Source organism: Janthinobacterium sp. LPB2021202312-11-4 (genome assembly GCF_037049705.1).
GTDB lineage: Bacteria > Pseudomonadota > Gammaproteobacteria > Pseudomonadales > Pseudomonadaceae > Aquipseudomonas.
On record NZ_JBAGKV010000043.1, the window covers coordinates 1 to 20168 of the forward strand.

The following is a 20168-nucleotide window of genomic DNA, read 5'->3' on the forward strand; positions in this document are numbered from 1 at the left end:
TCTTCGCGAGCAAGCCCGCTCCCACAGGGGGATCTTCGGTGAACACAGAGGCTGTGTCCGCCAGCGATCAAATGTGGGAGCGGGCTTGCTCGCGAAAGCGGTGTGTCAGTCACATCAATGCTGGAGGTACTGCCGTCTTCGCGAGCAAGCCCGCTCCCACAGGGGGATCTTCGGTGAACACAGAGGCTGTGTCCGCCAGAGATCAAATGTGGGAGCGGGCTTGCTCGCGAAAGCGGTGTGTCAGTCACATCAATGCTGGAGGTGCTGCCGTCTTCGCGAGCAAGCCCGCTCCCACAGGGGGATCTTTGGTGAACACAGAGGCTGTGTCCGCCAGCGATCAAATGTGCGGGCTTGCTCGCGAATGAGGTCACCCCGGTCCATCAGAACCCGACGCTGGCCTGCACAAAGAACGTACGCGGCGCGCCGACGTAGATCCCCGAGTTGTTGTCGCTGGAACGGGTGAAGTACTGGTGATCGAACACGTTCTTCACCCCGGCGCCGAGTTTCAGGTTCGACAGTTGCGCACCGAAGTCATAGCCCCCGCGCACGTTCCAGGTCACGTAGCCCGGCATGTCACCGTACTGCCCATCGGCGCTGCCATCGGTGATGTAGTTACCGGTGAAGCTGCCATCGGCGTTCACACCAGTGCCCGGCGAGTGCTGCTTGGACTGAGCGAAACCGTCGATGTTGTAAGTCCAGCGATTGACGTCGTAACGCAAACCGACCGTGGCCACCTGACGGGAATAGAACGGCAAGTCACGCCCCTTGAAGCCCGGAATCTCGCCCTCGTAAGTGGCGCGGGTGTAGGTGAAACCGGCGTTGGCGGTGAGGCCGTCGAGCCGTGGGTCGAGCGCCGACATATCGTAATGCACCGAGGCTTCAAGCCCCTGGTGCTTGGTCGCGCCGAGGTTGGTCCAGCCCACGTCGTTGCTGATGTATTGCAGTTCGTCATCGAAGTCGATGTAGAACAGCGTCACTTCCCCGCCCCACACGTCATCGTTGTAGCGCGTGCCGATCTCGTAGGTCTTGGCCTTTTCCGGGCTCAAGCCGTTGGCGGTGCTGTCACCCGTACCACCCTGGCCGAGCTGGAAGTATTGCAAGCTGCCGAACGAGGTTTCGTAGTTGGCGAACAGCTTCCAGGCGTCGGACAGGTGATACATCACGCTCAGGGCCGGCAGCGGTTCGTTGCTTTCGATGCTGCGGTTTTTCTCGGGGACCCGTTTGCCGGCGGTGTCGAGAACGGCGCGGTCGTGCCAGTCGGTGCTGATGTGTTCGAAGCGCACGCCTGGGGTGATGGTCCAATTGCCGACATCGATTTTGTTATCGATGTAAACCGAGTTCGCCTCAGTGCCGCCGGTACGGTCCTGGTACACATGGCCGTCAGACGTCGGGGTGATCACCGGTTGGTTGTTCACCAGCGCCACGCGGCTTGCCTGCTCGTGCATCGCTTCCTTGAGGTAGCGATAACCGACGCTGACTTCCTGGGTGGTCGGGCCGACATCGAACACATGGGACACCCGTGGCTCGACGCCCAAGGTGTAGTAAGAACGCGGATAAGAGCTCAGGGTTTTCTGGTCACGGGCGGCGATGTTACTGCCACGGAAACTGTCGGTGTAGTAGGTCAGCACTTCGGCCTGGGTGCGGTCGTCGATCTGCCGCGCCCACTTGAACGAGACGTCCTTGCGACGGCCGGTGAAGTTGTCGTAGTCGCGGTCCGATTGGAACGGGTTGGCGTCGTACTGCTTTTGCGTCAGGCCGCCGGGCATGTCGGCGCTGGCGTCGTAGTAATGGAAATTCAGGCTGAAATCATCAACATCCGTCGGCGCCCAATGGGTCTTGAGGATCACGTCGTCGATGTCGTTGCCGTTGTTGCTTTCGCGGTAACCGTTGCCGTTCACCCCGGTGTACAACAGCGCCACGCCCATGCCGTTGTCGGCGGTGCCGCCGACAAACGCGGTGTCGACGTGCTTCCAGCCGCCGTGCTGGGAGGTTTCCAGGGTGGTGCCGATTTCACCGGTGGCTTTTTCCGGGATCGCCCGGGTAACGAAGTTGATCACCCCGCCGACGTTCTGTGGCCCGTAGCGCACGGAGCCTGCGCCGCGTACCACGTCGATGCTGTCGAGGTTGCCGGCAGAGATCGGTGCCATCGACAGTTGCGGCTGGCCATACGGGGCGAACGCGGCCGGTACGCCGTCGATCAGCACCGTGGAGCGCGGCGACAGGCGCGAGGTCAGGCCACGCACACCGACGTTGAGAGCGATGTCGCTGCCGCCGGTGCCGTTGGCGTCCTGCACTTGCACGCCCGGGACGCGCCGCAGCACGTCGCCGACGTTCATGGCGCCCTGCTCAACCATCGCTTCGCGACGGATCACGGTCCGCGCGCCGGGGTGGTTCTGCACCACAGCGGCATCCGCATCGCCGAGCCAGTCGCCGACCACTTTGATGTCGGTCACGCCGAGCTCCAGCGGGCCGTTGGACGCAGCATTGGGGGCCGGGGTCAGGGTGACAGAGCCTTCATCGATCTGGTATTCCAGACCGCTGCCCTGCAGCAATTGACGCAGGGCCTGTTCCGGGGACAAGTTGCCGTCCACCGCCGGAGCCTGTTTGCCGGCGACCAGTTCCGGGCTGAAAAAAACCTGTAGCGAGGTTTGCTGACCGAGCTGACTCAGAGCCTGGCCCAGCGGCTGCGCCTGAATGTGAATCGCATCGGCGGCGAACGCCTGAGGCAGCGCGGCGCTGACAGCCAACGCCAGGGCGAGTGGCAACCAAGGGGATTTGTTGTTTTTTGCGGTGGTTTTTTTCACGTCGAACGTTGTCCTGTGGATCGCAAGAATACGCGGCTGTTAATGCAAACCAGTTGCAGTTGGACAAGAAGACGAAGAACTCGAAAAAAACCTGAATCTATCGCGCAATTATTTCCTGACTGCCATCAGGCAACGTGCGCACGGCCACCGGCAAAATGCTCGGCAAGGCCTTGAGCAGTGCGTCGGTGTTGTCGGACTTGAACACGCTGGTCAGGCGCAGATTGCCCACTGTGTCGTTGCCGACCGTGAGCGGTTTGTCCCGATAACGCGACACTTCGGCGGCAACTTCGGCCAGGCTGGCGTTGTTGAACACCAGTTTGCCGCCGCGCCATGCGGTCAATTCCTGCGGGTTGACCGCGTAGGCAGCGGCCACCTTGCCGTGGGCATCGATATGCGTACCGAGACCGGCGGTCAGGCTGATGAAATCGGCGCCATAACCCTGAACCTTGACCGTGCCCTGCTCCACCGCGACCTTGGTTTGCGTCAGGTCCCGGCGCACGTCGAAGCGAGTGCCGGTGACCGTGACCTGGCCGTTGCCGGTCTCGACCACGAACGGCCGACGGGTGTCGTGCTCGACACTGAACATCGCCTCGCCTTCCGCCAGTTCGATGCGGCGCAGGTTCTTTTCAAAACGCACCTGCACCCGGCTGCGGCTGTTCAGGTCGATGATCGAACCGTCCGGCAACGCCACGTGCTGGCGTTCGCCCTGGGCGGTGGAAAATTCCGCCGTGTAGGTCGCCGGGTGATACACACCGCTGAACAAGCCCAGGCCGAGCGCCACCGCCAACACACTGGCGGCCACCGCGTAACGCACCAGCGGGCGGCGTTTTCGACGCTCCGGTTGCGTTTCACACAAGGCTTGCAGTCGATTGGCGGGTAACAGATCAGCCGCCGTCCACAAGCCCTGGAGCAATTGAAACTCATCGACATGCTGGGGGTGCTCAGCCAGCCAGTCCTCGAAGCGTCGATGTGCTTCGACGTCCACGGCCGGCTCCTGCAAACGCACAAACCACCGTGCCGCCTCGTCGCGAACCGCTGTTTGCCCGCACGCACAATCACGAGTATCCATCATGGAAATTCCTGTTTGGCCGGGGGTGTAAGAGTGAGATGACGACACAACTCCCTGTAGGAGCTGCCGAAGGCTGCGATCTTTTCCAAGACACCGCAAATCATGACTGCGCCCCATCCAGACGATCGCGCAGATGCCGCAGGGTGCGGATCATATACTTTTCCACCATGTTCTTGGACAAGCCCAACCGCTCGGCGATTTCCGCCTGGGTCAGGCCTTCGATCTTCTGCCAAACGAACACTTTGCGGCAGTTGATCGGCAACTCGGTGAGCGCCTGTTCAATGGAGTCGGCCAACTGGATCGCATGCATGAAATGCTCCGGGTCGCCGGACGACGACACACTGTGATCAATCGCCTCGGACTCCATGGCGCCCCGCCGATCCTCACGCCGATAGCCATCCACCGCAATGTTGCGCGCGGTCTGGTGCAAATACGCCCGAGGCTGCTCCACCGCCGCCGAATCGGACTCAAGCACCCGCACGAACGTGTCATGGGCCAAGTCCTCGGCCTGCTGACGATTTCTCAGGCGGCGGGTCCAGGTGCCAATCAACTCTTCGTAATGCTCGAAAAAGCCGTGGGTGCGGGGCAGCTTGGGGGTCATTGCGGTGTGCTGTGGGGAGGAGGCGTGAATAGTAATGCTTCCTATTAACTCCGGCAAATCATTCCTCGAAGGGTCTGATGAACGTAGGTTCTCAACAAAATGAGAATCGCTGTGCCCACCGCTTATACCGGATCATGATTTTTTCGAAATCACACTGCTCATGTATTGATGAAGATCGCGCAGATCATCAACGCTCCAAGCGTGCGGCGGTATCTTTACCCCGTTCTCTCGCAATGTTTTTGGAATCAAGTTGCCATTGGGGCGAAGTATGACCGATGACACAATAACGCCCGGATAATCATTGAGTCGCCGCTTAAAAGCGGAAGTTGTAAGATCAGGTGTTGGAGGATTACTTTTATTAGCCAACGGTCCTGTTCCTTTAATATCTACTCCATGGCACACGGCACATCTCTGTGTATAGAGATTTTTTCCATTGAGATTATCCGCAAAGGACAGAGACGGTTGAATGAGCGATAAAAACACTAGTAACGCGATGAATGATGTTTTCACTTTCAATGCCTTCAATAATATGTGAACCGCGATTATTCATTAGCCATGGGCTCGCGCGCCTTCAACTGGCTGAACGACAACCCCCATCAGCCTTAAACCACGCTCGTTGTTTTTTTTGCTCCACGGCCCGCGAATTACTCAATGTATCGATATGGATTTAGGTTGGCCTATAACATTATTCGAGCGCTTCAGAAACGACGGACAGTTATGCACGTAACTGACCGTCATGCCGTAGAGTCAACGTTTAGAAAAAGATAAGCGAAGGAAAAAACGTATTAATAGTTGTGGTATGAAACATGCCAATCCCTTGAGCGATTTAGTTTTATTAACGGCACCGAGTACGATCCTGACTCAGACCCGCACGTTCACACTTGTTTTTGAACCTGTCAACAGCCAAAAACTAAATTGACAAGGTTATAACCAGGCGGGTGTGGACGAAATTAGAGCGTCAGTCGGCGCACCCGGCAGCGCATCCAATTACGGTTGCACATTGCTTGATCATTCCTCCACCCAACTCGTCGCAATCCATCAATCCCCACCCTGCCCCGCACCCTAAATTAACTCCCAGAACAAGCAGCCGTGCCGTGCGGCCAGTCCCTGTGGAGATCACCCCATGCAAAATTTCCAGACCCGCAAACAACAAAGCCCCGTCGAGGGTTGGGACCATCAGGACCCGGAAGAAGCCTTCACCCTGCCCTCGCGTTATTTCTTCGACGAGACGCTGTTCAAGGCTGAGCGCGACAATATTTTCATGCACGCCTGGCATGTGGCCGGGCATGTCAGTGAGTTCGCCGAGCCGGGGCAGTACGTGGTGACCGATCTGTTCGATCAGAGCGTGGTGGTGGCGAAGAATCGTCAGGGCCAGATTCACGCCTTCCACAACGTTTGCCAGCATCGCGGCAACCGCTTGCTCGAAGAACGTCGCGGCACCACCGGTGGCGTGGTGCGCTGCGCCTATCACTCGTGGTGCTACGAAATGGACGGCAGCCTGCGCAGTGCGCCGCGTTGCGAGAAGATGAAAAACTTCGAATTGCAGCAGTTCAACATTCCGCAGATTCGCACTGAAGAACTGGGCGGGTTTATCTACTTCAACCTCGACCCGGCGGCGCCGTCATTGCGGGATTTGTTCCCCGGTGCCGACGAGGAAATGCATCGGGTGTTTCCGGACCTGGCGAACATGCGCCTGATCGAGGAGCAGGACGTGATCGTGCCGGCCAACTGGAAGGTGATCATGGACAACTCCATCGAGGGCTATCACTTCAAGTTGTCGGGGCCGTGCCATATCGACCTGGCGAAACTCATCGATTTCAAAGGCTATCAGTTGACCAAACGCGACAACTGGTGGACCTACATCGCCCCGGCCAACCTCTCGGTGACCGAAGCTTACGGCGTACCGCTCAAGCCCGAGGTAAACCCCGACGAGTGCTTTTTCAACATCGGCATGTGGCCGAACAACACCTTCTACACCTTCCCGTTCTCGGAGTTTCTGGGCTCGTTCATCATGATCCCGCTGGACGCCGAGCGTTCGCTGCTGCGCTTCGGTTACTACTCCAACAATGCCGAAACGGCGGCGGTCAGCACCTCGTGCATGAAGTGGATGAACGACGAGTTGGGGCCGGAAGACATTGCGCTGAACATCTCGGTGCAGAAAGGCCTGCATTCACTGGGTTACGACCAGGGCCGCTACATGATCGACGCCCAGCGCAGCAATGAAAGCGAGCACCTGGTGCATCACTTTCATCGGCTGGTGTTCAACGGGATTCATGGTCCTTCTTCTGTTTGAGCCAACACCGTCCCTGTGGGAGCGGGCTTGCTCGCGAAAGCGGTGTCTCAGTCAGCATCAATGTTGAATGATCAACTGCATTCGCGAGCAAGCCCGCTTCCACAGGTTTCAGTGTCGTGATTTTTAGTTAATGGAGCACAGCAAACCATGGCCGATCATGAGTTTGATTACCTGATTGTGGGCGCAGGGTCAGCGGGTTGCGTATTGGCCAACCGTTTGGGCGAAGACCCCGCCGTGCGTATTCTGCTGCTGGAGGCCGGACCTGCGGACAAGAGCTGGACCATCGACATGCCCTCGGCCGTCGGGATCGTGGTGGGCGGCACACGTTATAACTGGAGCTACACCTCCGAGCCGGAACCGTATCTGGACGGACGCCAGATTGGTACGCCGCGCGGCCGGACCCTGGGCGGTTCGTCGTCGATCAACGGCATGGTCTACATCCGTGGCCATGCCCGGGACTACGACGCCTGGGCCGAGCAAGGTTGCACAGGCTGGAGTTATCAAGAGGTGCTGCCGTACTTCAAACGGGCACAAACCCATGCCGACGGCGCCGACGATTATCGAGGCGCGAGCGGCCATCTGCACGTCACCCCCGGCGATACGCAAACGCCGTTGTGCGCGGCGTTTCTGGCGGCCGGTGCCGAGGCCGGATATGGCTTGAGCAGCGATTTGAATGGCTATCGTCAGGAAGCGTTCGGCCCGGTGGATCGCACCACCCGCAACGGCCGGCGCTGGAGTACGTCGCGGGGGTATTTGAGCGAGGCCTTGGCTCGCGGCAACGTTCAGGTGTTCACCGACACGCTGGCGTTGCGCATTCTCTTCGACGGCCGGCGCGCCATAGGAATCGAATACGAGCAAAACGGCGAGGCTCACCAGGCCCACGCCCGTCGCGAAGTGCTGCTGACCGCCGGGGCGATCAATTCGCCGCAGTTGTTGTTGCTGTCGGGCATTGGTCCGGCGGCAGAATTACGGGACCTCGGCATCACGGTGCTTCACGATTTGCCGGGGGTGGGCAAAAGACTCAACGACCACCCGGACACGGTCGTGCAATACCTGTGCAAAAAACCGGTGTCGCTCTATCCCTGGACCACCGCACCCGGCAAGTGGTGGATCGGTGCCCGTTGGTTCGTCACCCACGACGGACTCGCCGCGAGCAATCATTTCGAGGCTGGGGCGTTTATCCGCTCGCGAGCCGGGGTCGAGCATCCCGACTTGCAACTGACCTTTATGCCCCTGGCGGTGCAACCGGGCAGCGTCGATCTGGTGCCCGAGCATGCGTTCCAGATCCACATCGACCTGATGCGCCCCACCAGCCTGGGCAGCGTCACCCTGAAAAGCGCCGACCCTCGACAGCCGCCGCGCATCCTGTTCAATTACCTGAAAACCGAGCAGGATCGAGCGGACATGCGCGCCGGTGCACGGCTGGTGCGCGAGATCATCGGGCAACCGGCGATGGCGGCGTTCAAGGGCGCAGAACTGGTACCCGGCGCTCACGCCCAAAGCGATGAAGCGCTGGATACGTGGGCCAGGAACGTGACGGAAACCGGCTACCATGCCAGCGGCACCTGCAAGATGGGCCCGGTCGGCGACCCGCAAGCGGTGGTTGATCCACAACTGCGAGTGCACGGCCTCACAGGCTTGCGAGTGGTGGACGCCTCGATCACACCCATCATCGTCAGCGGCAACACCAACGCGCCGACGGTGATGATCGCGGAAAAGGCCAGCGACCTGATTCGGGGCCTGCCAGCGCTGCCGGTCGCTGATGCACCGGTCTGGATTCATCCGCAGTGGCAGACTCGACAACGATAGAGATCACTCATGACAAATCAGCCGTCCAACAGCCCGCAAAGCCGCTTCACCTGGCAGCGCGGCGAGGTCGCGCCGTTGCGGGTCGCGGTGTTGCTGCTGCCGTCGTTTTCCAACTTCGGCCTGGCGGCGGTGCTCGAACCGTTGGCGATTGCCAATTGGCTGACCCAACGGCAGTTGTTCGAATGGACGCTGTTGTCCCTGGACGGCGAACCGGTGCAGGCCAGCAATGGCCTGAGCACTGTGGCCAATGACGGGCTGCGCGCCGATCAGGGTTTTGATGTGTGCCTGGTGATCGCCAGTTTCGATGTACACAAACACAGCCGCAACCTGGCGCTCAAGAGCTGGTTGCGCAAACAGGCGTTGTTCGGTGCCGTGCTGATGGGCATCGAAACCGGCACCGAACTGCTGGCCGCCGCTGGCGTGCTGGACGGTTATGAAGCGGCGGTGCACTGGGACAATCTGCAAGGGTTTCAGGAAAGCTATCCACGGGTTCACGCCAAGCCGCAGCTCTATACCCTGGAACGCCAGCGCATGACCTGCGCCGGCGCCACCACAACCCTGGACATGCTGCTTGGCTGGATCGGCCAAAGCGTCGACAGCGACTTGTCCCGGGAAATCGCCATGCACCTGTTGATGGGCCAGGTGCGCGCGCCGGCGGACAATCAACTCGATGGTGGCCCGGGCCACACCGGGATGTACGGCAGCAAAATCCGCCGTGCCGTGCAGTTGATGGAAAAAGCCCTGGAAGAACCGCTGGATTGCGAGGCGATTGCCAGTCAGGTCGGGTTGTCACGGCGGCAACTGGAGCGCCAGTTCAAACATCAAACCGGCCTGTCGCCGCTCAAGTACTACATCACCTTGCGGCTGGCCAAGGCCCACAGTTTGTTGCAGCAGACGCGCCTGAGCGTGGCGCAAGTGGCGGCGTGTTCGGGGTTTGGTTCGCTGGAGCATTTTTCCCGCACCTACCGCGCCCGTTTCGGCTGCCCTCCGAGCGAAGACCGCAGCCAGGTCTTTACCGCCCCGGTGATGCGCCAGCCCTTGAGCAAGGAGCGGCGCCCGGCCGAGGCGGACTGATATTCACTGCCGATAGCCCGGCTCTTCCTCGTCCAGAATCCCCATCAACGCATTGAAGTGGTTGTCGGCGAAGCCTGGGTAATCCAGCCATTGCCGACAGGTCTTGCGGGCGATGTCGTCACTGGCGATCCGCAGTTCACGACCCGTCGCAAGCGCGGTGATGTAGGTCTCGCAGGCGCGTTCGAAATAGTACAAATCATCGAAGGCCTGGGCGATGGTCGGCGCCGCCACCAGCAGGCCATGGTTGCCCATCAGCAGGATCGGTTTGTCCCCCAGCAAGCGACTGACGCGCTCGGCCTCCTCCCCCAGGCCCATGCCATCAAAGCCGTCGTCGATCACCACCCGCTCGAAAAACCGCATGGCGTTTTGCTCGATCGGCGGCAGCCGCGAATCCGTCAGGCAGGCCAGCGCGGTCGCGTATTTGGAGTGGGTGTGCAGGATGCACCGGGCGTGGGGCTGGTTGCGGTGCAAGGCGCTGTGCAAAGCCATGGCGGTGATGTCCGGCGCGTCCGGACGGTCGAGGCTGGCCGGCGCATCGGGGTTGATCAACAGCAAATCGCTGGCCTTGATCCGCGAGAAGTGCTTGCCGTAAGGGTTGATCAGAAATTCCCGACCGTCCCCCGACACCGCGACGCTGAAGTGGTTGGCGATGGACTCATGCAGGTTCAGCCGCGCCGCCCAGCGGAAGGCGCAGGCCAGGCGGATGCTCAGTTGCTCGACAGATGGATTCATCGGGTGCCCTCGGCGTGGTGGTTCGGCTTTTGCGCAGTGTAAAGCGACGCCGCGCCGGCACTTGATGGGAAACGACATTGGCTGCCGTTATTTCCCGGCGTTGGCACCGTGGAAAAACGGCGTGCTTATGCCGCGTTTGATCAAGAGCCGCCCTGCCGGCACCGCCATAGTGATCGCCACGACCCACTTGGCTGGAGACACCGATGTCGCAGATTCCGTTGTTTATTGCAGGTGTTTGGCAAGCGCCGCAGCAGGCGCGTTACCGGGCGGTGATCAACCCGGCGAATGAAGAGGTGTTGGCCGAAGTGGCGGTGGCCGGGCCGGTTGATGCGCAATTGGCGATCAGTGCCGCGCGCCGGGCATTTGATCAAGGTCCCTGGCCGACGATGGCCGTCACCGAACGCGCCCAACTCATGTAACGGATCGCCGGGTTGATCGAGCGGGATGCCGAGCATTTGGCTCGCCTTGAAACCCTCAACGCCGGCAAGACCCTGGGCGAGAGCCTGGGCGATGTCGGCAATGTGGTCGCCACGTTTCGCTTCTACGCCGCGCTGCTGGAAACCGAAAACGCCAGCGTCAACAGCCATGCGCCAGCCCATGTCATCAGCTTCAACCAGCGGGAGCCGGTGGGCGTTTGCGCCTTGATCGCACCGTGGAACTACCCGCTGCTGCAAGCGGTGTGGAAGATCGCCCCGGCCCTGGCCGCCGGCAACACCGTGGTGTTCAAGCCCAGCAGTTTGACGCCAATGACCGCTCACCGTTTGACCGAATTGCTCGACGAGGCAGGATTGCCGAGCGGCGTGTTTAACCTGCTTTGTGGTCCCGGCGATATCGGGGAACTGCTCGCCGCCAGTGATGACGTGGACCTGGTGTCGCTGACCGGTGGCGCCGGGGCGGGCGGCAAGGTGATGCGCGCCGCCAGCGGCAACTTCAAGCGCGTAGCACTGGAGTTGGGCGGCAAGAATCCGAATATCGTGTTCGCCGATGCCGACTTCGACGTGGCGCTGGATCAGGCATTGAACGCGGTGTTTTTCAATGCCGGGCAAATCTGTTCCGCCGGTTCACGGTTGTTAGTGGAAGACGGGATTCACGATCGATTTGTCGAGGCGTTACAGAAAAGGATTATGAAAATTCGCCTCGGCGATGGTCTCGATCCATTGACGCAAATGGGCCCGCTGATTTCCGCCGGCCAGCGCGATCAGATCCTGACGATGATTGCCGGTGCCGTCGAACAAGGCGCGACTTTGTTGGCCGGCGGCACGATTCCCGAGCAGTTCGAGCGGGGCTTCTGGCTGCGCCCGACCTTGCTTGGCGATGTTCGCGCGGACATGCGCATCGCCCGGGAAGAAGTGTTCGGCCCGGTGATCACCGTCGAGCGTTTCAGCGGCGAAGCCCAGGCGCTGCAATTGGCCAACGACACGCCGTATGGCCTGGCCGCCGGGGTCTGGACCCAGGATCTGGGCAAGGCCTGGCGAATGGCCAAGCGACTGCGGGTCGGCACGCTGTGGATCAACGACTACAACGCCGCGTTCCCCCAGGCGCCGTGGGGCGGGTTCAAATCCAGCGGCATCGGCCGTGAACTGTCCCGCGCCGGGCTCGATGAGTTCACTGAGCTCAAACACATCTACCTCAACACCGAACCGGCGCCGTTGAATTGGTTTGGGGTTGATCAGACAGGCTGAAACCCTCACCACAGGCAGGTTTTTGCATCACCCATAAAAACAAAATCGCCCCACCCCAAACCGCTGCCGACGTTCCCTTTGAGGAGTTGATCCCATGAAAGCCTTGCTCTTGCTTGCAACCCTTACCCTGCCGCTTCTGGCCCAGGCGGCGGAACCCGAGTCCTGCGCCACGGTGCGTTTTTCCGATGTCGGCTGGACCGACATCACCGTCACCACCGCCATCACCAGCGAAGTGCTGGAGTCCCTCGGCTACACCACCAAAACCACCCTGCTGTCGATCCCCGTGACCTACCGCGCACTGGCCTCGGGCAAGGATCTGGATGTGTTCCTCGGCAACTGGATGCCCACCACCGAAAACGACATCAAACCGTTCCGCGACGCCGGCACCGTGGAAACCGTGCGCGCCAACCTGCACGGCGCCAAATACACCCTGGCGGTGCCGGATTACGTGTACGACGCCGGGCTGCACGACTTTGCCGACATCGCCAGATTCAAGGACAAACTCAACGGCCAGATCTACGGCATCGAACCGGGCAACGACGGCAATCGGCTGATCCAGAGCATGATCGACAAGGACGCCTTCGGCCTCAAGGATTTCAAAGTCGTCGAATCCAGCGAAGCGGCGATGCTCTCGCAACTCAAACGCGCCACCCGCAAGAACGAATGGATGGTCTTTCTCGGTTGGGAACCGCACCCGATGAACACCCGCAACAAGATGAAGTACCTCAGCGGTGGTGATGAATATTTCGGCCCGAATTTCGGCCAGGCGACGGTCTACACCAACGTGCGCAAGGACTACCTCACGGAGTGCAGCAATGTCGGCAAGTTGTTGCAGAACATGGAGTTCAGCCTGGCGATGGAGAACCAGTTGATGGATGCGGTACTCAATCAGAATCAGAAACCGCGTGCGGCGGCGAAAGCGTGGTTGAAGGCGAATCCGCAGGTGTTGGAGACCTGGTTGGCGGGGGTGAATAGTCGGGACGGGCGCGATGGGATGAAAGTGGCCAGTGCCAACCTGACTCACTGACGTTAACCCCCCACTGCCAATCACAAATCCCCCGGTAGGAGCTGCCGAAGGCTGCGATCTTTTGACCTTGATCTTTAGCGGTAGAGAAAAGATCAAGGTCAAAAGATCGCAGCCTTCGGCAGCTCCTACCGGGGGATCTTTTTTGTGTACGACGGAGCCCCTTGTGTGCGGGCTTGCCCGCGAAGGCGGCGTGTCGGGCAACATTTTTCAACCAGGCAACTGACGACCGGCAGCAAAAATAAATTGCCACAATATATTACCTGCGTCATATTACACGCGTAATAAACACCCGATCCCCACAGGTATTCCCCATGACCAGCATGCCCACCGTTGAACCCGACCTGGCTGTCCCGGTGACCACCAAGCCGCCCGTGCTTAAACGTCTGCTCGTGCTGACCGTGGCCATCGCAGCACTGGTCGGCATCGGGTTGTACGGCGCCCACTGGTGGACCGCCGGGCGTTTTCTCGAAGCCACCGACGATGCCTACATTGGCGGCGACGTCACGGTGATCGGGCCGAAAGTCGCCGGGTACATCGAAGAAGTGCTGGTCACCGACAACCAGAAGGTCAAGGCCGGCGATGTGCTGGTGCGGCTCGATTCCCGCGACTACCGCGCCAACCTGGCCAAGGCTGAAGGCGCGGTGGCTGCTGAAGAAGCGCTGCTCGCCAACCTCGATGCCACCGAACAACTGCAACACGCGGTGATCGGCCAGGCCCGCGCCGAGATTGATGCGGCGGGTGCCGAAACCGCTCGTTCACGGGACGACGATGCACGTTACAAAAAACTGGTCGGCAGCAACGCCGTCTCGGTGGAAAGCGCCCAGCGCGCCAACGCCACGTTCAAGACCGCCCAGGCCATCAGCGCCCGGGCCCAAGCCGAATTGCTGGCCAGCCAACGCCAACTGGACGTGATCGAAACCCAGAAACAACAAGCCCGCGCTGCGCTGATGCAAGCCAAGGCCGAGCGTGATCTGGCGCAATTGAATGTCGGCTACACCGAATTGAAAGCCCCGGTGGACGGCGTGGTCGGCAATCGCCGGGCGCGGGTCGGCGCGTATGCCCAGGCCGGTTCGCAACTGCTGTCGGTGGTGCCGTCCAGCGGGCTGTGGGTCGATGCCAATTTCAAGGAAGACCAACTGGCGCGCATGACGTCCGGGCAACGGGTGATCATCCGCGCCGACGTGCTGTCGGGCCAGGTGTTCCACGGTCACCTGGACAGCCTCGCCCCGGCCAGTGGCGCGCAGTTCAGCGTGTTGCCGCCGGAAAACGCCACGGGCAACTTCACCAAAATCGTCCAGCGCGTGCCGGTGCGCATCGTGCTTGATCCAGCCGACGGCGTGCTCGGTCATCTGCGTCCGGGCCTGTCGGTCACCGCTGAAGTCGATACCCGCGCCGAAGACAAAACCCCTGCCGTGGCCAGCGCGCCATGAGCCGCGCCGTCGCCGTCCCGGCGCAACCGTTCAATGCCGCTGACATGGCGACGGCGACCAAAGTTTTCGCCTTCGCCAGCATGTGCATCGGCATGTTCATTGCGTTGTTGGACATCCAGATCGTCTCCGCCTCGTTGCGCGATATCGGCGGCGGACTCTCGGCCGGCACCGACGAAACCGCGTGGGTGCAGACCAGTTACCTGATTGCCGAAATCATCGTCATTCCGCTATCCGGCTGGTTGTCCCGAGTGTTCTCGACCCGTTGGCTGTTCTGCGCCTCGGCGGTCGGCTTCACCCTGGCCAGCCTGCTCTGCGGCGCGGCCTGGAACATCCAGAGCATGATCGCCTTCCGCGCCCTGCAAGGGTTTCTCGGTGGCTCGATGATCCCGCTGGTGTTCACCACCGCATTCTTTTTCTTCACCGGCAAACAACGGGTGATCGCCGCCGCGACCATTGGTGCGGTGGCTTCGTTGGCGCCGACCCTGGGGCCGGTGATCGGTGGCTGGATTACCGACATTTCATCCTGGCACTGGCTGTTCTACATCAACCTGGTACCGGGGATTTTCGTCGCCGTGGCGGTGCCGATGCTGGTGAAGATCGACCAGCCGGAATTGTCCCTGCTCAAGGGTGCCGACTACCTCAGCATGGTGTTTATGGCGCTGTTTCTCGGCTGCCTGGAATACACCCTCGAAGAAGGCCCGCGCTGGAACTGGTTCAGCGACAGCACGATCCTGACCACCGCCTGGATCAGCGGCCTCGCCGGCCTGGCCTTCATCGGCCGGACGCTGCACGTGGCCAATCCGATCGTCGATCTGCGCGCCTTGAAGGACCGTAACTTCGCCCTCGGCTGCTTCTTTTCATTCGTCACCGGGATCGGCCTGTTCGCCACGATTTACCTGACGCCGCTGTTCCTCGGTCGGGTGCGTGGCTATGGCGCGCTGGACATTGGCCTGGCGGTTTTTTCCACCGGGGTGTTCCAGATCATGGCGATTCCGCTGTACGCCTTTATGGCCAACCGCATCGACCTGCGCTGGATCATGATGACGGGCCTGGGGCTGTTTGCGTTGTCGATGTGGGATTTCAGCCCGATCACCCATGACTGGGGCGCCAAAGAATTGATGCTGCCCCAAGCCCTGCGCGGGATTGCCCAGCAACTGGCGGTGCCGCCCGCGGTGAGGCTGACCCTGGGTGGGCTGGCGCCCGCGCGGCTCAAACATGCGTCGGGGCTGTTCAACCTGATGCGCAACCTGGGCGGCGCCATCGGCATTGCCGCGTGCGCCACCATCCTCAATGACCGCACTAACCTGCACTTCACGCGGTTGGCCGAACATTTGAACAGCACTAACGAAGCACTGAATCAGTGGCTGTCCCAGGTCGGCAACAACTTTGCCGCCCTCGGCCAAAGCGGTGACGCGGGGGTCACCGCCAGCCTGCATCAGCTGTGGTTGCTGACCTACCGCGAAGCCCAGACGCAAACCTATGGCGACGCGTTTTTGATGATCATGGTCTGCTTCATCATCGCGACGCTGATGGTGCCCTTGATGCGCAAGGTGCAACCACCGGCCGCGCCGTCAGCCGATGCCCATTGATCAGGCTTGCGGCATTTTGCGGAAGCCGATCGCCAGGCGGTTCCAGGCGTTGATCGTGGTAATGGCCACGGTCAGGTCGACCATTTCCTTGGGGCTGAACTCGGAAACGGCCAGTTCGTAGTCTTCGTCCGAGGCGTGGGTCTGGCTGATCAGGGTCAGGGACTCGGTCCAGGCCAGGGCCGCACGTTCACGGGGGGAGAAGAACGGCGTTTCACGCCAGGCCGACAAGGTGTACAGACGACGCTCTTCTTCACCGCCCTTGCGGGCATCGGCGCTGTGCATATCGAGGCAGAACGCGCAGCCGTTGATTTGCGAGGTGCGCAGCTTGACCAATTCGATCAGGTTCTTTTCCAGCGGCAGTTTCGAGACGGCGGTTTCCAGGGCGATCATGGCTTTGAGGGCGTCTGGGGAAGCGGTGTAGAAATCGATACGGGGTTTCATGGTGGGGCTCCGTCACAAGTGGGTGTGGCGTTAAGTTAAGCCCGCTCGCCCCAGGGACAAATAGCCAATATTCGGGAAGACGAGGAGGCCATTGTCGCGCCAGCTTAAAAGACAATGGCCAGCGCTCGGTCCGCGCCACTGGAATGCGATCAATGCCCAGGCCTGCCAGCGGGCCCGCGCCCGCATTGCATCTGCCGTGAACACAGCATTTGTGTCCGGTTCAGATCCAATGTGGGAGCGGGCTTGCTCGCGAAGAGGCCAGCACTGCCTCCCGCTATCCTTGTCCACGTTTACGCAACCACTGCAAAAACCCTTTCTTCTCCACCGCTTTCGGCACGTCCTGAGTCAATGCCTGGGCCGTGTGCAAACGGTAATCGAGCAACGCCTTCATCGCTTCGCTGATGTCGTGACGGGCATCGAGGCACGGTTTGAGGTATTCCTTCTCGATGCGGTACAGCGAGCAAAAAGTCTTGGCCGAAAAGTCCGCGGGCACTGATTCGTCAGAGAGAATCCCGGCCTCGCCGATCACCTCGCCCGGGCCCATGCGCCCGGCTTCGAACTTGACCCCGGCCCGGGTCAAGGCTACCGAAACCACACCGGACTCAATGATAAACAAGTGATCGCTGACCTCCCCGCCCGCCAGGATCATGTCCCCGGCGCGGAAGGTCTGCAGTTTCATGTTCTGGCTGAAGGTTTCTTTTTCTTCCTGGCGCAGCGTGGAGAAGATGCTCGAACTGTCCAGCAGTGCCCGTGGTCGCGAGAGGTTAGCCGGCGCATTGGATTCGACGCTCGACAACAGGCTGACACCAGACGCCTGCAAATGCCGGTACGCCAGGTCGAACAGCTGATTGCGGACCATGCGCTTCTGGTCCATGGAGACGACGAAGCCGCTGATTTCATACTCCACGCCGCTGCTGCTGGAGCTTTTCAACGCCACGCACGGCGCCGGTTTGTTGAGCAGAAAGCGGCAGCCCTGCATCGCGCGTTCCAGCGCTTCGATCACCGTGTGCGGCCGGGCGTGGGGGCTCAGCTCCAGGCTGATGGAAACGCCAAAAATATCGCTCGGGCGGCTGAAGTTGATGATTTTGGCCTTGGCCGCCAGCGAGTTGGGAATCACCGCCAGGCTGCCTTGGGCGGTTTGCATGCGCGTGGCTCGCCAGTCAATGTCGGTGACCCGGCCTTCGGTGCCGTCGATGGAGATCCAGTCATCGATTTGATACGGCTTGGTGGTGTTCAGCACGATCCCGGAGAACACATCGCTGAGGGTACTTTGCAGCGCCAGGCCGACGATGATCGCCACCGCGCCGGAAGTGGCGAGCACGCCCTTGACCGGCAGGTCCAGCACATAGGCCATGGCCGCGATGATCGCGATCAGGAAAATCACCGCGCCGAGCAAATCCTGGAGCAGGCGCCCGGTGTGCCCGACCCGCTGCATCATCACCGCGCCGATCAGCACCGTCAGGGTTCGCGCGCCGAACAGCCACCAACCGATCTGCAAACCGGTGGCCGCCAGGTGCAACGGCACGTTGTCGGCCCAGGGCGCGACCTCCAACGGGTTCAGGCCTTCGTTGAACAGCACCGCGCTGAACAACGCGAAGATCACCAGCCGCACCAGCAGCTTCCAGTTGCTGGCGTTGGTGCTGATCAAACGCCATAACCCCAGATCGATCAGGATCAGGACCAGCGCGGCGAGCAGCGGGTGATCGGTGAGCAGTGACAGCATCAAGCAACTCCAGCAAGGGCCAATGGTGCAAACATCTCACACATTGTAGGAGCTGGCGAAGCCTGCGATCTTTTGATCGTGATCTTATTGAAGTCGCTGAAAATCAAAGGCCGGATCAAAAGATCGCGGCCTTCGCCAGCTTTTTACAGTGGGTTTGCGATGTTGCGGAATTTAACTGCTCATGCGCCCGAACCGACCCGAGTGAAAATCAGTAAACGCCTGGTGAATTTCTTGTTCGCTGTTCATCACAAAAGGGCCGTGGCCGACGATGGGCTCGTCGATCGGCTCGCCGCTGAGCAACAACACTACTGCGTCGTCATCGGCTTCCAGGCTGAGTTGCTGACCATCACGCTCGAACAGCGCCAACTGCCCCTGACGCACCCGTTCCAGGCCATTGACCTGCACCGTGCCGCGCAGCACCACCAGGGCGGTGTTGCGACCTTGATGCAAGTCCAGGGTCAGCAACTTGCCGGCGTTCAAGCGAATGTCCCAGACATCGATCGGCGTGAAGGTGCGTGATGGCCCGGTATGGCCGTCGAACTCACCGGCGATCAAACGCAGGCTGCCGGCCTGATCCTTGAGCGCGATATTCGGGATGTCGCGGTCGAGAATCGTCTGGTAACCGGCGTCGGCCATTTTGTCCTTGGCCGGCAGGTTGACCCACAGCTGGACCATTTCCAAAGTACCGCCAGTTTTGGCGAAGGCTTCGGAATGGAACTCCTCGTGGATGATCCCCGAGGCAGCCGTCATCCATTGCACATCCCCAGGGCCGATCGTGCCGCCACTGCCGGTGGAGTCACGGTGTTGCACTTCGCCGTCGTAGACGATGGTCACGGTTTCAAAACCGCGGTGCGGATGCTGGCCAACGCCACGTCGTTCAGTGGTTGGGGTGAATTCAGCGGGGCCAGCGTGATCGAGCAGCAGAAACGGGCTGATGTGCTTGGCCAGGTTGTCGTAGGAAAACAACGTGCGAACCGGAAAACCGTCACCGACCCAATGGGCCCGTGGGCTGGTGTAGATACCGATGATGTTTTTCATGGTGCCTCCGAAACAGGTGGGTGAAACATGAACCCAGCTTAAATCTGATACCAATCGAGCACTAGACGGCAAAAACCGGCCTTAGCGTTCTGCCAGCAGGACAATGGCTGCATTGTTCCTATAAAACGGCAGTAGCCAGGATTTTATTTCGGACATAATATCGACAAGTATTACAACCATAATATCCGCCTTCGACTGAGGACCTGATCATGCAAAGCCCCACCCGCGAAGCCACCCTTGCCCAATGGATCGCCCAGGAACAGACGATGCGCGCCCGCCTCGCCGGCCCCGGCAGTTTGTCCATGGCCGAGGTCAGCGCCCTTTCGCCGACCGAGTTTTTCGAGGGCATTGGCAACGGTGAATTGCCTTCGCCACCAATTGGCACGTTGATGGATTTCATTCCGATTGAATGGTCGGCCGGGTTGTTCCTCTTTCAGGGCACCCCGGACTCGCGGCATTACAACCCGTTGGGCACGGTGCATGGCGGCTATGCGGCGACCTTGCTGGATTCATGCATGGGGTGTGCGATTCACACCCAATTGAAGAAAGGCCAGGGTTACACCACGCTGGATCTGCGCATCAGCTATGTGCGAGCGTTGACCGGCGCCAGCGGACCGGTGCGGGCCGAGGGCAAGGTGGTGCATTTGGGGCGTTCGACGGCGTTGGCCGAGGGGCGGATCTATGACGTGGATGGGCGGTTGTATGCGACGGGGTCGACGACTTGCATGATTCTTGAGGCGCGGGGGTAAAGCGAAGATCAAAAGATCGCAGCCTTCGGCAGCGCCTACACCGATGCCCTGTAGGAGCTGCCGAAGGCTGCGATCTTTTGAAGTTGATTCATGACTTGCGGTCAACA

The 20168-nt window shown here is 60.5% G+C and carries 15 protein-coding genes and 1 pseudogene; 8 read left to right on the plus strand and 8 right to left on the minus strand.

The window, feature by feature from the left end:
* Window positions 1-380: 380 nt before the first annotated feature.
* The 4 genes from V5E99_RS28475 to V5E99_RS28490 all read right to left on the minus strand — a co-directional run bounded on the left by V5E99_RS28475 (window position 381) and on the right by V5E99_RS28490 (window position 4990).
* On the minus strand, window positions 381-2804 hold the full coding sequence (locus V5E99_RS28475; protein ID WP_499805725.1) for a TonB-dependent siderophore receptor: 2424 nt from the start codon (window positions 2802-2804) through the stop codon (window positions 381-383).
* Window positions 2805-2901: 97 nt separating this feature from the next.
* On the minus strand, window positions 2902-3873 hold the full coding sequence (locus tag V5E99_RS28480) for a FecR family protein (RefSeq protein ID WP_499805726.1): 972 nt from the start codon (window positions 3871-3873) through the stop codon (window positions 2902-2904).
* Window positions 3874-3973: 100 nt separating this feature from the next.
* Entirely contained in the window at window positions 3974-4474 is a 501-nt protein-coding gene (locus V5E99_RS28485) for a sigma-70 family RNA polymerase sigma factor (protein WP_499805728.1), read from the minus strand.
* A 132-nt stretch (window positions 4475-4606) separates the two neighbouring features.
* Window positions 4607-4990 carry a c-type cytochrome gene (locus tag V5E99_RS28490; RefSeq protein WP_499805761.1) on the minus strand — a complete coding sequence of 128 codons (384 nt, stop codon included), beginning with the start codon at window positions 4988-4990 and terminating at the stop codon, window positions 4607-4609.
* Window positions 4991-5597: 607 nt separating this feature from the next.
* Between V5E99_RS28490 and V5E99_RS28495 the strand changes: the two genes are divergently transcribed.
* The 3 genes from V5E99_RS28495 (at window position 5598) to V5E99_RS28505 (ending at window position 9650) form a co-directional block, all read left to right on the plus strand.
* Complete coding sequence (locus tag V5E99_RS28495; protein ID WP_499805730.1) at window positions 5598-6767, plus strand: aromatic ring-hydroxylating oxygenase subunit alpha; 1170 nt, start codon at window positions 5598-5600, stop codon at window positions 6765-6767.
* Window positions 6768-6914: 147 nt separating this feature from the next.
* Window positions 6915-8576, plus strand: a complete 1662-nt coding sequence (locus V5E99_RS28500) for a choline dehydrogenase (RefSeq protein WP_499805731.1) — start codon at window positions 6915-6917, stop codon at window positions 8574-8576.
* Window positions 8577-8585: 9 nt separating this feature from the next.
* Window positions 8586-9650 carry a GlxA family transcriptional regulator gene (locus V5E99_RS28505; protein WP_499805732.1) on the plus strand — a complete coding sequence of 355 codons (1065 nt, stop codon included), beginning with the start codon at window positions 8586-8588 and terminating at the stop codon, window positions 9648-9650.
* A gap of 3 nt (window positions 9651-9653) precedes the next feature.
* Here the strand turns inward: V5E99_RS28505 and V5E99_RS28510 are convergent, their stop codons facing one another.
* Window positions 9654-10382, minus strand: coding sequence for a class II aldolase and adducin N-terminal domain-containing protein (locus V5E99_RS28510; protein WP_499805733.1), 729 nt, complete (start codon window positions 10380-10382; stop codon window positions 9654-9656).
* A 203-nt stretch (window positions 10383-10585) separates the two neighbouring features.
* Between V5E99_RS28510 and V5E99_RS28515 the strand changes: the two are divergent.
* The 4 genes and pseudogenes from V5E99_RS28515 (at window position 10586) to V5E99_RS28530 (ending at window position 16110) form a co-directional block, all read left to right on the plus strand.
* Window positions 10586-12064: pseudogene (locus V5E99_RS28515) on the plus strand (aldehyde dehydrogenase family protein).
* Between the two features lie 94 nt (window positions 12065-12158).
* Window positions 12159-13091 carry a choline ABC transporter substrate-binding protein gene (locus tag V5E99_RS28520; RefSeq protein WP_499805735.1) on the plus strand — a complete coding sequence of 311 codons (933 nt, stop codon included), beginning with the start codon at window positions 12159-12161 and terminating at the stop codon, window positions 13089-13091.
* Window positions 13092-13402: 311 nt separating this feature from the next.
* A complete protein-coding gene (locus V5E99_RS28525; RefSeq protein WP_499805736.1) occupies window positions 13403-14521 on the plus strand; it encodes an HlyD family secretion protein in 1119 nt (372 codons plus the stop codon).
* A complete protein-coding gene (locus tag V5E99_RS28530; protein ID WP_499805737.1) occupies window positions 14518-16110 on the plus strand; it encodes a DHA2 family efflux MFS transporter permease subunit in 1593 nt (530 codons plus the stop codon). The genes V5E99_RS28525 and V5E99_RS28530 overlap by 4 nt, the downstream gene beginning before the upstream one ends.
* On the opposite strand, the gene V5E99_RS28535 is transcribed toward V5E99_RS28530, so the two are convergent.
* From V5E99_RS28535 to V5E99_RS28545, 3 genes are all read right to left on the minus strand, one after another.
* The gene (locus V5E99_RS28535) at window positions 16111-16551 is read right to left on the minus strand and encodes a carboxymuconolactone decarboxylase family protein (RefSeq protein ID WP_499805738.1); all 441 of its coding nucleotides are present in this window, start codon (window positions 16549-16551) and stop codon (window positions 16111-16113) included.
* A gap of 274 nt (window positions 16552-16825) precedes the next feature.
* Window positions 16826-18274 (minus strand): mechanosensitive ion channel domain-containing protein, encoded by a 1449-nt coding sequence (locus V5E99_RS28540; protein ID WP_499805739.1) that lies wholly within the window; start codon window positions 18272-18274, stop codon window positions 16826-16828.
* 171 nt (window positions 18275-18445) lie between these two features.
* Window positions 18446-19312 carry a pirin family protein gene (locus V5E99_RS28545; RefSeq protein ID WP_499805740.1) on the minus strand — a complete coding sequence of 289 codons (867 nt, stop codon included), beginning with the start codon at window positions 19310-19312 and terminating at the stop codon, window positions 18446-18448.
* 209 nt (window positions 19313-19521) lie between these two features.
* Between V5E99_RS28545 and V5E99_RS28550 the strand changes: the two genes are divergently transcribed.
* The gene (locus V5E99_RS28550) at window positions 19522-20061 is read left to right on the plus strand and encodes a PaaI family thioesterase (RefSeq protein WP_499805741.1); all 540 of its coding nucleotides are present in this window, start codon (window positions 19522-19524) and stop codon (window positions 20059-20061) included.
* Window positions 20062-20168 lie beyond the last annotated feature (107 nt).